10 protein-coding genes and 1 riboswitch are annotated in these 14200 nt (G+C 72.7%); of the genes, 9 read left to right on the top strand and 1 reads right to left on the bottom strand.

The window, feature by feature from the left end; all coding sequences use genetic code 11:
- The first annotated feature begins 116 nt into the window (after nt 1-116).
- Together TNCT6_RS24505 and TNCT6_RS24500 are read left to right on the top strand one after the other, a co-directional pair.
- Nucleotides 117-1379 carry an inorganic phosphate transporter gene (locus TNCT6_RS24505; RefSeq protein ID WP_141362190.1) on the top strand — a complete coding sequence of 421 codons (1263 nt, stop codon included), beginning with the start codon at nt 117-119 and terminating at the stop codon, nt 1377-1379.
- A gap of 33 nt (nt 1380-1412) precedes the next feature.
- Nucleotides 1413-1637, top strand: a complete 225-nt coding sequence (locus TNCT6_RS24500) for a hypothetical protein (protein WP_141362188.1) — start codon at nt 1413-1415, stop codon at nt 1635-1637.
- Here TNCT6_RS24500 and TNCT6_RS24495 read toward each other — a convergent pair.
- Nucleotides 1634-2590 (bottom strand): IS481 family transposase, encoded by a 957-nt coding sequence (locus TNCT6_RS24495; protein ID WP_141361140.1) that lies wholly within the window; start codon nt 2588-2590, stop codon nt 1634-1636. The two genes, TNCT6_RS24500 and TNCT6_RS24495, sit on opposite strands and share 4 nt — an antisense overlap.
- 474 nt (nt 2591-3064) lie before the next feature.
- Nucleotides 3065-3202, top strand: a riboswitch (cobalamin riboswitch).
- 99 nt (nt 3203-3301) lie between these two features.
- Between TNCT6_RS24495 and TNCT6_RS24485 the strand changes: the two genes are divergently transcribed.
- Genes TNCT6_RS24485 through cobI form a run of 7 tightly spaced genes read left to right on the top strand, consistent with a single transcriptional unit; the run spans nt 3302 to nt 14188 of the window.
- The gene (locus tag TNCT6_RS24485; protein ID WP_141362186.1) at nt 3302-4243 is read left to right on the top strand and encodes a cobalamin biosynthesis protein; all 942 of its coding nucleotides are present in this window, start codon (nt 3302-3304) and stop codon (nt 4241-4243) included.
- Entirely contained in the window at nt 4240-5748 is a 1509-nt protein-coding gene (locus TNCT6_RS24480) for a cobyric acid synthase (protein ID WP_141362184.1), read from the top strand. The genes TNCT6_RS24485 and TNCT6_RS24480 overlap by 4 nt, the downstream gene beginning before the upstream one ends.
- Nucleotides 5745-9398: a cobaltochelatase subunit CobN gene (gene cobN / locus TNCT6_RS24475; protein ID WP_141362182.1), complete on the top strand. Its 3654-nt coding sequence runs from the start codon at nt 5745-5747 to the stop codon at nt 9396-9398. The genes TNCT6_RS24480 and cobN overlap by 4 nt, the downstream gene beginning before the upstream one ends.
- Nucleotides 9395-11455, top strand: a complete 2061-nt coding sequence (locus tag TNCT6_RS24470) for a putative cobaltochelatase (protein WP_141362180.1) — start codon at nt 9395-9397, stop codon at nt 11453-11455. Before cobN ends, TNCT6_RS24470 begins: the two co-directional genes overlap by 4 nt.
- A complete protein-coding gene (gene cobO / locus TNCT6_RS24465) occupies nt 11455-12063 on the top strand; it encodes a cob(I)yrinic acid a,c-diamide adenosyltransferase (RefSeq protein WP_141362178.1) in 609 nt (202 codons plus the stop codon). The genes TNCT6_RS24470 and cobO overlap by 1 nt, the downstream gene beginning before the upstream one ends.
- Nucleotides 12057-13442, top strand: coding sequence for a cobyrinate a,c-diamide synthase (locus TNCT6_RS24460; RefSeq protein ID WP_141362176.1), 1386 nt, complete (start codon nt 12057-12059; stop codon nt 13440-13442). Before cobO ends, TNCT6_RS24460 begins: the two co-directional genes overlap by 7 nt.
- Entirely contained in the window at nt 13439-14188 is a 750-nt protein-coding gene (gene cobI / locus TNCT6_RS24455; RefSeq protein ID WP_141362174.1) for a precorrin-2 C(20)-methyltransferase, read from the top strand. Before TNCT6_RS24460 ends, cobI begins: the two co-directional genes overlap by 4 nt.
- The last annotated feature ends 12 nt before the right edge of the window (nt 14189-14200 follow it).

The raw sequence follows: 14200 nt of genomic DNA, 5'->3' as shown, positions 1-14200 counted from the left end.
CTCTCCCCATCGGACCACGGGAACGGACACCGCGATGACCGACTCAGTTCATCTTCTGTTCACCCGGGTTACCTACGTTCAACGCGCCAATGACGCTCGAACGATTGCCTGGGTAAATGGAAAGCTTCTCGCTGATCCTCGCGATGGTGGTGATCACCGCACTCGCGTTCGATTTCACGAACGGTTTCCACGACACCGCAAACGCGATGGCCACAACCATCTCCACCGGTGCACTCAAGCCCAAGGTCGCGGTGGCCATGTCCGCCGTGCTGAACCTGGTGGGCGCCTTCCTGTCCGTGGAGGTCGCCAACACGATCTCCAAGGGTCTCGTCGACGAGAACGGCATCCGTCCCGAAGTCATCTTCGCCGCCCTGGTGGGCGCGATCCTCTGGAACCTGCTGACCTGGCTGGTCGGACTCCCCTCCAGTTCCTCGCACGCCCTCATGGGCGGTCTGATCGGCGCCACCATCGCCTCGGCCGGCTTCAGCGCCGTGCACGGCGGTGTCCTGCTCACCAAGGTCCTCATCCCGGCGGTCGCCGCCCCGGTCGTCGCGGGTCTCGCCGCGCTGGTCTCGACCCGGCTGTCGTACGGCATCGGCAGCAGGTCGAACTCGCACGGCAAGGCGGCCGAGAAGGGCCACCGCGCCGGGCAGATCGCCTCCGCGGGCCTGGTCTCGCTGGCCCACGGCACCAACGACGCGCAGAAGACGATGGGCGTCATCACCCTCGCCCTGATCGCCGGCGGCGCCCTCGCCCCCGGTTCCAACCCTCCCACCTGGGTCATCCTCTCGGCGGGCCTGGCCATCGCGCTCGGCACCTACATCGGCGGCTGGCGCATCATCCGCACCATGGGCAAGGGCCTGACCGACCTTCAGCCGCAGCAGGGCTTCGCCGCCCAGACCAGCGCGGCCACCGCCATCCTGGCCTCCTCCCACCTCGGCTTCTCCCTCTCCACCACGCACGTCGTCTCCGGTTCGGTGATGGGCGCGGGCCTGGGCCGCAAGGGCGGCGTGGTCCGCTGGTCCACCGCGACCCGCATGGCCGTCGCCTGGGCCCTCACGCTGCCCGCCGCGGCCCTGGTCGCGGCCGGCGCGGAGGCGGTGACGCGCCTCGGCGACTGGGGCACCTGGCTCGTCGCCGCGTTCCTGGTGGCCTCCAGCGCCGTGATCTGGAAGATCTCCCGCCGCGAGGTCGTCGACCACACCAACGTCAACGAGACCGAGGAGCCGGCCGGCGTGGTCACCCAGGCCATCGCCGCCGTCACCCCGCCCCCGGCCTCCCCGGTGACCGAGCAGCTCACGGCCACGATCCCCGCCCAGGCCTCCGCGCCCGTCGGTGATCCCGCGTCCGTGGCGACCCCGCCGGCCGCCGCCGTCTGAGCCCGCGCCACAGGCAGAAGGAAGAGAAACACCATGAAGATCGACTGGGTGGCCCTCGGCTCCGTCTTCGGCGTCAGCCTCGGCGTCGCGGTGGGCCTCGTGGCCCTGTTCACCCTCGGCATCGCCGGTCTCTCCCGCCGCGAGCGGGCCGTCGCCGAGGGCCACGGCGGCGGAAGCCTCGCGGTCACCGGCGCCTACACCTGCTTCGCCGCGTGCGCCGCCGCCGTGGCCTACGGGATCTACCTGATCGTGGCCTAGGTGTATTGACCCGGAGCGTTGTTGACGCGGCTGATCGGTGGGTGGCCGCCGAGTGCGGTGTGGCAGCGGTGGTGGTTGTAGGTGTGGAGGAAGTCTGCCAGGGCTTCGGTTCGCTCGCGGTTGCTGGTGTAGGGCCGCAGGTAGGCCCATTCGTCGAGCAGGGTGCGGTTGAAGCGTTCGACCTTGCCGTTGGTCTGCGGCCGGTAGACGCGTGTGTGTTTGCCGGCCGCGCCCAGGTCGGCAAGTGCCTGTCGCCAGGCGAAGCTCTTGCGGTAGGGCCAAGCGTTGTCGGTCAGAACCCGTTCGATGCGGGTCATGCCGTGGGCGTGGAAGAACGCGGCTGCGCGGGTGAGGAAGGCGGCGCAGGTGGCGGCCTTTTCGTCCGGGTGGATCTCGCTGTAGGCCAGGCGGCTGTGGTCGTCGACGGCGGAGTGGACGTAGTCGTAGCCCATGCTGTTGCGGGTGGTGCGGCCGGCCTGGCGGCCCAGCACCCTGTGACCGCCGCCGTCGGGGATTCGGCCGAGTTTCTTGACGTCGACATGGAGCAGCTCGCCGGGTCGGTCGCGTTCATAGCGGCGGATGACCTGGCCGGTGGGCCGGTCCAGGAAGGCGAGTCGGTTCAGGCCGTGCCGGGTCAGGATGCGGTGCACGGTGGAGGCGGGCATGCCCAGGATCGGTCCGATGCGTGCCGGGCCCAGCTTGCGATCCCGCCGCAGCCTGCAGACGGCCGCCTCGGTGGTGGCTGCGGTCCGGTGTGGTGTCCTGCGGGGACGACTGGAGCGGTCGAGGAGTCCGCTCTCGCCCTCGGACCGCCAGCGCCGGATCCACTTGTGGGCGGTGGGGCGGGAGACACCCATCTCCGCAGCGACGTGGGCGACAGGACGGCCGGAACGGACACGTTCGACGAGCAGCCGCCTGCCGTGAACAGTCAGCCGGGCATTACGGTGGGACACGAAGGCCTCCGTGCGGTGAAGATTCGACACCTCCACCACACACGGAGGCCTTCGCCACGATCAAGACCAGATCGCGTTAACAACGCTCGTGGTCAATACACCTAGGGCCTCTCGTTTGGATCATGCCGGGCTCGCGGGCCCTGGCACCGCTCCCCCAAGCTCTTCGAGCAGGGGGTACCCCCAGCCGCGTTGTCGTCGGTCGGCAGGGCTCCGCCCTGCCGCCCTCCTCCGCCGTGCGACGCACGGCACCAGACCCCGCTCCCTGATCCGGCCTGATCCAAACGAAAGACCCTGGCCCTGGCCCAGCCCGGAGCGGGACCCGGACAACCGGGTCCCGCTCCTCACGTCACCCGCCCTCCCGGACCGTCCCCACGACGGCCCGGGAAGTGCGGGTCTTCTGGTTCCCGGCGCCCGCGGTGTGGGCCTCATCTCAGTACCCCTGCGCAGGTCAACGGCAGGTTGACGGGTGTTCGCGGTGCGTGGTGGACTGCCGGAGCCAAGTACGGCGGCAGGAGAGGAAGTCCGGTGCGAATCCGGCGCGGTCCCGCCACTGTGACCGGGGAAGAACTTCCCCGGGAGCCAGGAACTCTCGCCGCCGGTCTCGTCGAACCAGGGCGTGGACACCCTGAGTGAGGACACATATCGCCATGCGCGGCTGCCGAACAAGGTTCACCACCGTCTGTCCGACCGACCGCACGACCGGCTGACCCGATGGGTGCCGATCGCGACTTCGCGTACGGCGCCGCCGCCGGCCTCCTCGGTGACCTGCTCCTCGGCGATCCACGCCGCGGGCACCCCGTCGCCGTGTTCGGACGGGCCGCGGGTGCCGTGGAACGCGCGCTGTGGCGGGACCACCGCGGCTGGGGCGCCCTGCACACCGCCGTGTGCGTGGGCGGTGTCCTGGGGTCGGCCGCGCTGGCCGCGTCCGCCGCGCGTTCCTCGCGTACCGCGTCCGTCGCGCTGACCGCCGCCGCCACCTGGGCCGTCGTCGGCGGGACCTCCCTCGCCCGTGAGGCGCGGGAGATCGGGCGCGCGCTGGACGCCGGGGACGTCGAGGGCGCCCGGGCGCGGCTGCCGCATCTGTGCGGGCGCGATCCACAGGCGCTGGACGCCGACGGGATCGCCCGGGCCGTCGTCGAGTCCGTCGCCGAGAACACCTCCGACGCGGTGGTGGGCGCGCTGGTGTGGGGCGCCGCCGCCGGTGTGCCGGGCCTCCTCGGCTTCCGCGCGGTCAACACCCTGGACGCCATGGTCGGGCACAAGTCCCCCCGGTACCGCCGCTACGGCTGGGCCTCGGCCCGGCTCGACGACCTCGCCGGGTGGCCGGGGGCACGGCTCACCGCCGCCCTGGCGGCCGTCGCGGGCGACGACCCGCGCGGTGCCGTACGGGCCTGGCGCGCCGACGCCGGCCGGCACCCGAGCCCCAACGCCGGTCCGGTGGAAGCCGCGTTCGCGGGGGCGCTCGGGGTGCGGCTGGGCGGCACGCTCTCGTACGCCGGGCGCGTGGAGCACCGCCCGGAGCTCAACGGCACCGGACGAGCCGTCCGGCCGGGTGACATCGGGCGCGCGGTACGGCTCTCCCGCCGCGTGGGCTGGCTCGCGCTCGGCGTGTGCGCGGGCGTACGGCTGCTGAAGAGAGGACGGACGTCATGAGTGGCGGTCTGCTCGTCGCCGGCACCACCTCCGACGCCGGGAAGAGCGTCGTCACCGCCGGGATCTGCCGGTGGCTGGTGCGCCAGGGCGTGAAGGTCGCCCCCTTCAAGGCGCAGAACATGTCCCTCAACTCGTTCGTCACCCGGGAGGGAGCCGAGATCGGGCGGGCGCAGGCCATGCAGGCCCAGGCGTGCCGGGTCGAGCCGACCGCGCTGATGAACCCGGTGCTGCTCAAGCCGGGCGGCGAGCAGAGCAGCCAGGTCGTGCTGCTGGGCAGGCCGGTGGGCGAGTTGAGCGCGCGCGGCTACCACGGCGGGCGGCAGCAGAAGCTCCTCGGCACCGTGCTGGACTGCCTCGCCGAGTTGCGCAGCACGTACGACGCGGTGATCTGCGAGGGGGCGGGCAGCCCGGCGGAGATCAACCTGCGCCGGACCGACATCGTCAACATGGGGATCGCGCGCGGCGCGCGGCTGCCCGTGCTCGTCGTCGGCGACATCGACCGCGGCGGCGTCTTCGCCTCCTTCTTCGGCACGCTCGCCCTGCTGTCGCCTCAGGACCAGGAACTCGTCGCCGGGTTCCTCGTCAACAAGTTCCGCGGGGACGTCTCGTTGCTCGAACCCGGGCTCGACATGCTGCACGGCCTCACCGGCCGGAGTACGTACGGCGTGCTGCCGTTCCGGCACGGGCTCGGCATCGACGAGGAGGACGGACTGAGGGTGTCGCTGCGGGGCGCGGTGCGGGAGTCCACCGTGGCGCCGCCGGTCGGCGAGGACGTGCTGCGGGTCGCCGTCTGCGCCGTGCCGCTGATGTCCAACTTCACCGACGTGGACGCGCTCGCCGCCGAACCGGGCGTCGTCGTGCGGTTCGTGGACCGGCCCGAGGAACTGACCGACGCCGACCTCGTCGTCGTGCCCGGCACACGCGGCACGGTCAGGGCACTGGAATGGCTGCGGGAGCGGGGGCTCGCGCGGGCCCTGGCGAGCAGGGCCGCCCAGGGGCGGCCGGTGCTGGGCATCTGCGGCGGCTTCCAGCTCCTCGGCGAGCACATCGAGGACGACGTGGAGAGCCGGCGCGGACACGTCGACGGGCTGGGCCTGCTGCCCGTACGGGTCAGGTTCGCCCGCGAGAAGACCCTCACCCGGCCGCGGGGCGAAGCCCTCGGCGAACGGGTCGAGGGATACGAGATCCACCACGGGGTCGCCGAAGTCACCGGCGGAGAGCCCTTCTTGGACGGCTGCCGGGTCGGGGCCGTCTGGGGCACGCACTGGCACGGCTCACTGGAGTCGGACGGCTTCCGGCGCGCGTTCCTGCGCGAGGTGGCGGCCGCCGCCGGCCGCCGTTTCGTGCCGGCGCCCGACACCTCGTTCGCCGCGCTGCGCGAGGAGCAGCTCGACCGGCTCGGCGACCTGATCGAACAGCACGCGGACACGGACGCGCTCTGGCGGCTCATCGAGTCGGGCGCGCCGCAAGGACTGCCTTTCATTCCACCGGGAGCGCCCGCATGAGCACAGTGTTGTTGTTGTCGACCGCCGACACCGATCTGCTCGCCGCCCGAGCCTCGGCCGCCTCCTACCGGATCGGCAACCCGACCCGCGTGGACGTCGACGAGGAGCTTCCGGGGCTGCTGGACGGCGCGGACATCGCCGTCGTACGGCTGCTCGGCGGCAAGCGCGCCTGGGAGGAGGGGCTCGCCGCGCTGAAGGCCTCCGGCGTCCCGACGGTGCTGCTGGGCGGAGAGGCCGTACCGGACGCCGAGTTGATGGCCGAGTCGTCGGTGCCGGCCGGAGTCGTCGCGGAGGCGCTGAAGTACCTCGTCGAGGGCGGCCCGGAGAACCTGGCGGAACTCGCCCGGTTCCTCTCCGACACGGTGCTGCTGACCGGCGAGGGCTTCGAGGAGCCGCGGCGGATGCCGGAGTACGGCGTCCACGGCGAACGTGCCCTGGTGGCCGGCCGGCCGACCGTCGGCGTGCTCTTCTACCGCGCCCACGAACTGAGCGGCAACAGCGCGTTCGTCGACACCCTGTGCGACGCGATCGAGGCGCACGGCGCCAACGCCCTTCCCGTCTACTGCGGTTCGCTGCGCGGCGCGGACGCCGGGCTGTACGAGATCCTCGGGCGCGCCGACGCCCTGGTCGCCACCGTCCTCGCGGCCGGCGGCACGCACGCCTCGCAGGCCTCGGCGGGCGGGGACGAGGAGGCCTGGGACATCGGGGCGCTCGCGGACCTGAACATCCCCGTGCTGCAAGGGCTCTGCCTGACCTCCTCACGCGCCGCCTGGGACGAGTCCGACGCCGCGCTGTCCCCCATGGACGCGGCCATGCAGGTCGCGATCCCGGAGTTCGACGGGCGGCTGATCACCGTCCCGTTCTCCTTCAAGGAGCAGGGCCCGGACGACGTGCCGGTGTACGCGGCCGACCCCGAGCGGGCCGCCCGGGTCGCCGGGATCGCCGTACGGCACGCGCGGCTCAGGCACAAGCCGAACGCCGAGAAGAAGCTCGGACTGGTCTTCACCGCCTATCCGACCAAGCACTCCCGGGTCGGCAACGCCGTCGGTCTTGACACTCCCGCCTCGGCGGTGCGGGTGCTCGACGCGCTCCGGGACGCCGGGTACTCCCTCACGGAATACCCCGCGGGCGGCGACGAGTTGATCCACCGGCTCATCAAGGCCGGCGGCCATGACGTGGAGTGGCTGACCGAGGACCAGCTGGCCGCGGCGCCCGCACGGGTACCGCTCGCGGACTACCAGGCATGGTTCGGCACCCTGGACCCCGCGCTGCGGAACGCCATGCTGGAAGCCTGGGGCGAACCACCGGGCAGCCTGTATGTCGACGGCGACGACATCGTCCTCGCCTCCCTCCGGTTCGGGAACGTCGTGGTGATGATCCAGCCGCCGCGCGGCTTCGGGGAGAACCCGATCGCGATCTACCACGACCCCGACATGCCGCCGTCCCACCACTACATGGCGGCCTACCGGTGGCTGGAATACTCGTTCGGCGCCGACGCGATCGTGCACATGGGCAAGCACGGCACGATGGAGTGGCTGCCCGGCAAGGGCCTGGGGCTGAGCGGGGGGTGCGCCCCGGACGCGGTCCTCGGCGATCTTCCGCTGATCTACCCCTTCATCGTCAACGACCCCGGTGAGGGCACCCAGGCCAAGCGGCGCGGGCACGCCACGGTCGTCGACCACCTCGTCCCGCCGATGGCGCGCGCGGACACCTATGGCGATCTGGCCAAACTGGAGCAACTCCTCGACGAGTACGCGCTGGTCTCCGATCTGGACCCGGTCAAGGCACCGGCCGTACGGGCGCAGATCTGGACCCTGGTCAAGGCCGCCGAGCTCCACCACGACCTGCAGGTGGACGAGCAGCCGGACGACGGCGACTTCGACGAGTTCGTCATGCATATCGACGGCTATCTGTGCGAGATCAAGGACGTGCAGATCAGGGACGGTCTGCACATCCTCGGCGGCGGCCCGGTCGGTGAGCCGCGCGTGAACCTGGTGCTGGCCGTGCTGCGCGCCTCACAGGTGTGGGGCGGGCAGGCGAACGCACTGCCGGGGCTGCGGGCCTGTCTCGCGGAGCACTTCGGTCTGGTGGAGAAGGAGTTGCTGGCCGAGCCGGGCGCTCCGGTGAAGGTGCCGGTGGAGCTGACGGACCTGGTCGAAGGTCCCTCGCGCACGGCGGCGGACGCCATCGACCTGCTGGAGCAGCTGTGCCGGCGGATCGCCGAGGGCATGGAGGAGCGCGGCTGGGCGGCCGACGCGGGTCCGGCGCTCGTCCGGGAGGTACTGGGCGGCGAACTCCCGGACGCGACGGCCGTGCTGGAGTTCGCCTGCACCGAGGTCGTGCCGCGGCTCGCCCGTACGACGGACGAGATCGGGCACATCCTGCGGGCGCTGAACGGCGGTTACGTCCCCGCGGGCCCGTCCGGCTCGCCGACCCGTGGCCTGGTCAACGTGCTGCCGACCGGGCGCAACTTCTACTCGGTCGACCCCAAGGCGATCCCGTCGCGGCTGAGTTGGGAGGTCGGCCAGTCCCTGGCGGACTCGCTGGTGGCCCGCTATCTCCAGGACACGGGCGCGTACCCGAAGTCGGTCGGCCTGACGGTCTGGGGCACGTCCGCGATGCGCACCCAGGGCGACGACATCGCCGAGATCCTGGCGCTGCTGGGCTGCCGCCCGGTGTGGGACGACGCCTCCCGCCGGGTGACAGGCTTCGAGGTGGTCTCCCTGGCGGAGCTGGGCCGGCCGCGCATCGACGTGACGGTCCGCATCTCGGGCTTCTTCCGGGACGCGTTCCCGCACGTCGTCGGGCTGATCGACGACGCGGTACGGGCGGTGGCGGAGCTGGACGAGCCCGCCGAGCGGAACTTCGTGAAGGCCCACGCCGACGAGGACACCGCCGAGCACGGCGACCGGCGCCGCGCCACGGCCCGTATCTTCGGCTCCAAGCCGGGCGCGTACGGCGCGGGTCTGCTGCCGCTGATCGACGCGCGCAACTGGCGCAGTGACGCCGATTTGGCCGAGGTGTACGCGGTCTGGGGCGGCTACGCCTACGGACGCGGGCTCGACGGGCGAGCGGCGCGCGGGGACATGGAAACGGCGTTCCGGCGGATCGCGGTGGCGGCGAAGAACGTCGACACCAGAGAGCACGACCTGGTCGACGCCGACGACTACTTCCAGTACCACGGCGGCATGGTCGCCATGGTGCGGCATCTGACGGGGGCGAGCCCCGAGGCGTACGTCGGGGACTCCGCCGTACCGGACCAGGTGAAGACCCGCACCCTGGGCGAGGAGACGCACCGGGTCTTCCGCGCGCGGGTGGTCAACCCGCGCTGGATGAGCGCGATGCGGAGGCACGGCTACAAGGGTGCCTTCGAGATGGCGGCGACCGTGGACTACCTGTTCGGGTACGACGCCACGGCGGGCGTGGTCGACGACTGGATGTACGAGAAGCTCAGCGCCGAGTACGTCTTCGACGCCGAGAACCGGGACTTCATGAAGAAGTCCAACCCCTGGGCGCTGCGCGGCATCACCGAGCGGCTGCTGGAGGCGGCCGACCGGGGGCTGTGGGCGGAGCCGGACGCGGACACGCTGGAGCGGCTGCGGGCCACCTACCTCGAGCTGGAGGGCGACTTGGAGGGCGAGGACAAGTGACCACCCCGTTTCCGTTCACGGCTGTCGTCGGACAGGACGACCTGCGCCTGGCGCTGCTGTTGAACGCGGTGAGCCCGGCCGTGGGCGGCGTTCTCGTCCGCGGCGAGAAGGGCACCGCCAAGAGCACCGCTGTGCGTGCTCTTTCGGCGCTGCTGCCCCAGGTGGACGTCGTCCCCGGGTGCCGTTTCTCCTGTGACCCCGGATCGCCCGATCCCGCCTGCCCGGACGGGCCGCACGAGCCGGGATCCGGTACGGCGCGGCCCGCCCGGATGGTCGAACTCCCCGTCGGCGCCTCCGAGGACCGGCTCGTGGGCGCACTCGACATCGAGCGGGCGCTCGCCGAGGGCGTGAAGGCGTTCGAGCCCGGCCTGCTCGCCGACGCGCACCGCGGGATCCTCTACGTCGACGAGGTCAACCTTCTGCACGACCACCTCGTGGACCTCCTGCTGGACGCCGCCGCCATGGGGGCCTCCTACGTCGAGCGCGAGGGCGTCTCCGTTCGGCATGCGGCGCGCTTCCTGCTCGTCGGCACCATGAACCCGGAGGAGGGCGAGCTGCGGCCGCAGCTCCTCGACCGGTTCGGGCTCACCGTCGAGGTCGCGGCCTCGCGGGAGCCCGACCAGCGGGTGGAGGTCGTGCGCAGGCGGCTCGCCCACGACGACGATCCCGCCGCCTTCGCCGCCCGGTGGGCGGAGGAGGAGGCCGCCGTACGGCAGCGGATCGTGGCCGCGCGTGAGCTGCTGCCGTCGGTGCGACTCGGTGACGGGGCGCTGCGGCAGATCGCGGCGACCTGTGCCGCCTTCGAGGTGGACGGGATGCGCGCCGACATCGTGATGGCCCGGACCGCCACCGCGCTGGCCGCCTGGGCCGGGCGGACCGACGTGCTCGCCGAGGACGTACGGCAGGCCGCGCTGCTGGCCCTCCCCCACCGGCGGCGGCGCAACCCCTTCGACGCGCCGGGACTCGACGAGGACAAGCTCGACGAGACCCTTCAGGAGTTCGCGGGCCCGGAGGAGGACGACCCCGACCCCGATCCGGACGGCGGCCCCGGCGGTGGCGGCGGACAGCCGGCGCCCGACGACGGCGCCCCGCAGGACGGCGGCTCGGCCGCGCAGCCCGAGGCCGGCGACAGCGGCGAACCGCAGCCCTCCGGTGCCGGCGCCGGTGAGCAGTCCGCCGTACGCGCCTCCGAGCCGTTCCGTACCAAGGTGCTGAGCGTGCCCGGCCTCGGCGAGGGCGCCTCCGGGCGGCGTTCGCGGGCGCGGACCGAGCACGGGCGCACGATCGGGGCGCGGCGGCCCCGAGGCGCCCTGACCAAGCTGCACTTGGCGGCCACCGTGCAGGCCGCCGCCCCGCACCAGCGGGCGCGTGGGCGGTCCGGGCCTGGACTGGTGGTCCGCCGGGACGATCTGCGGCAGGCGGCCCGCGAGGGGCGTGAGGGGAACCTCGTGCTGTTCGTCGTCGACGCCTCCGGCTCGATGGCCGCGCGGCAGCGGATGAGCGCCGTGAAGGGGGCCGTGCTGTCCCTGCTGCTCGACGCCTACCAGCGGCGGGACAAGGTGGGGCTGGTGACCTTCCGCGGCAGGGACGCGCAGGTCGCGCTGCCGCCGACCTCGTCCGTGGACGCCGCCGCGGCCCGTCTGGAGTCGCTGCCGACCGGTGGGCGGACTCCGCTCGCCGCCGGGCTGCTCAAGGCACATGAAGTGCTGCGGGTCGAGCGGCTGCGTGATCCCGCGCGGCGGGCGCTGGTCGTGGTGGTGACCGACGGGCGGGCCACCGGCAAGGGGGCGGCGCGAAACGCCTCAGGCCCGGGTGGTGGTCGGGCGACGGGTGGGACGGAGCCGGTGGCCCTGGCCGGGCGTGCGGCGCGGCTGTTCGCGGCCGAGGGGGTCGCGTCGGTGGTCGTGGACTGCGAGTCGGGGCCGGTGCGGCTGGGTCTCGCCGGGCAGCTCGCGAGTGAACTGGGCGGTACGGCCGTGACGTTGGACGAGCTGCGGGCGGACAGCATCGCCGGTCTTGTCAGGGACGCGCAGGGGACTTCGAGGAGGGCCGCGTAATGCCTCAGGGGCAGCCGAGCGTCGTACCGGAGGATGGACTGACGACCCGTCAGCGGCGCAACCGTCCGCTGGTCGTCGTGCACACCGGGGTCGGCAAGGGCAAATCCACCGCCGCCTTCGGGCTGGCGCTGCGCGCCTGGAACCAGGGCTGGCCGATCGGGGTGTTCCAGTTCGTCAAGTCGGCCAAGTGGAAGGTCGGCGAGGAGAACGCGCTGCGGGTGCTGGGCGCCTCCGGGCAGGGCGGCACCGTCGACTGGCACAAGATGGGCGAGGGCTGGTCCTGGGTGCAGCGGGACGCACAGGGTGACAACGCGACCAACGAGCAGAAGGCGCGTGAGGGCTGGGAGCAGGTCAAGCGGGACCTGGCCGCCGAGACGTACCGGCTGTACGTGCTCGACGAGTTCGCGTATCCGATGCACTGGGGCTGGATCGGCACCGACGAGGTCGTGGAGGTGCTGCGGAACCGGCCCGGAACCCAGCATGTGGTGATCACCGGGCGGAACGCACCCGGGGAACTGGCGGACTTCGCCGACCTCGTCACCGACATGTCCAAGGTCAAGCATCCGATGGACGCCGGGCAGAAGGGGCAGAGGGGCATCGAGTGGTGACGTCCCTGTCCGTGCCCCGACTGGTCGTCGCCGCGCCCTCCTCGGGCAGCGGCAAGACCACGGTCGCCACGGGGCTGATGGCCGCGCTGACCCGGCGGGGCCTTTCGGTCTCGCCGCACAAGGTCGGCCCGGACTACATCGATCCCGGGTACCACGCGCTCGCCACCGGGCGTGCGGGGCGGAACCTCGACGCGTACCTGTGCGGGCCGGAGCTGATCGGACCGCTGTTCCTCCACGGGGCGCGCGGGTGTGACCTCGCCGTCGTCGAGGGGGTGATGGGGCTGTACGACGGGGCCGCCGGAGAGGGTGAACTGGCGTCCACCGCGCAGGTGGCGAAGCTGTTGCGGGCGCCGGTGGTGCTGGTCGTCGACGCGTCGTCGCAGTCCCGGTCGGTGGCGGCGCTGGTGCACGGGTTCGTGACGTGGGATCCGGAGGTGCGGATCGGGGGCGTGATCCTCAACAAGGTGGCCTCCGACCGGCACGAGGCGCTGCTGCGCGAGGCGCTGGACTCGGTCGGGGTGCCCGTGCTGGGAGTCCTCCGGCGGGTCGAGCAGGTCGGCACGCCCTCTCGTCATCTCGGCCTGGTGCCGGTCGCCGAACGGCGGGCGGCGGCCGTGGACGCGGTGGCGGCGATGGCGGCGCAGGTCTCCGACGGGTGCGATCTGGAGGCGCTGGTCGCGCTGGCGCACAGCGCGGGGCCGTTGTCGTGTGCGGCCTGGGACGCGGCCGAGGTCCTGCTCTCCTCCGGCGGGGAGTGCTCCCCGGAGAGGCCGAGAGTCGCCGTCGCCGGTGGATCCGCCTTCACCTTCTCCTACGCGGAGCACGCCGAGTTGCTGAGTGCCGCCGGGGCCGAGGTCGTGCCGTTCGACCCGCTGCGGGACGAGCGACTGCCCGAGGGGACCCGCGGGCTGGTCGTCGGGGGCGGGTTTCCCGAGGTGTACGCGGCGGAGCTGTCCGCCAACCAGCCGTTGCGCGGGGCCGTCGCCGCGTTCGCGCTCGGCGGTGCTCCCGTCGCCGCCGAGTGTGCCGGGCTGCTGTATCTGTGCCGGGAGCTGGACGGGCAGCCCATGTGCGGGGCGCTGGACGCCTCGGCGCGGATGACCGGGCGGCTCACGCTCGGCTACCGGGACGCCGTGGCCGTGAGCGACAGCGTGCTCGCCGGGGCCGGGGAGCGGATGCGGGGGCACGAGTTCCACCGGACCGTCGTCGAGCCCGGCTCGGGGACGGGGGCGGCGGCCCCCGCCTGGGGTGTGCGCGTCCCCGAGCGGCGGGTCGAAGGCTTCGTACAGCGGAACGTGCACGCGAGTTATCTGCACACGCACTGGGCCGCCGCGCCCGGTGTCGCCCGTCGGTTCGTCGAGAGGTGCCGGACGTCATGAGCAGCAGGCTGATCGGAGTCGGGGTGGGGCCCGGCGATCCGGAGCTGGTGACCGTCAAGGGCGTCAACGCCCTGCGTGCCGCGGACGTCGTCGTGGTGCCCGTCATGGGCGCGTCCGACGGAACGGACGGCGGGGAGAGGGGGCGCGCCGAGGCGACCGTGCTGCACTACGTGCCCGCGGAGAAGGTCGTCCGGGTGGTGTTCGCGCTGAACGAGCGGTCGGACCGGGCGCGGCGGGAGGCCGCGTGGGACGCGGCCGGGGAGCGGGTCGCCGGGCTGCTCCAGGCCCGCGGCACGGTCGCCTTCGCCACCATCGGCGATCCCAACGTCTATTCGACCTTCACGTATCTCGCGCAGACCGTCGCCGCCCTGGTGCCGGGAACCGTGGTGGAGACCGTGCCCGGGATCACCGCGATGCAGGATCTGGCGGCGCGTTCGGGAGCCGTGCTGACCGAGGGCACCGAGCCGCTGACCCTGGTGCCGGTCACCGCGGGGGCCGCCGTGCTCAAGGAGGCGCTGAACGGGCCCGGGACCGTCGTGGCGTACAAGTTCGGACGGCAGGCGCGTGAGGTGGCCGAGGCGCTGCGGGACAGCGGGCGGATCGACGACGCGGTGTGGGGGTCGGCGCTGGGGCTGCCGGAGGAGTCGATCCGGCCGGCGTCGGGGCTGGACGGGGCTCCGCTGCCGTACCTGTCGACGCTCATCGCGCCCGCGCGGCGCGAGGGCGGACGGGGCGGCAAGCTGTGAGCCGTACCCGCG

Origin of the sequence: Streptomyces sp. 6-11-2, assembly GCF_006540305.1 — a bacterium.
In the GTDB taxonomy this organism is placed as follows: Bacteria; Actinomycetota; Actinomycetes; order Streptomycetales; family Streptomycetaceae; genus Streptomyces.
Note: the sequence above shows the minus strand (reverse complement) of the source record. Positions and strands in the feature narration are given on the sequence as shown.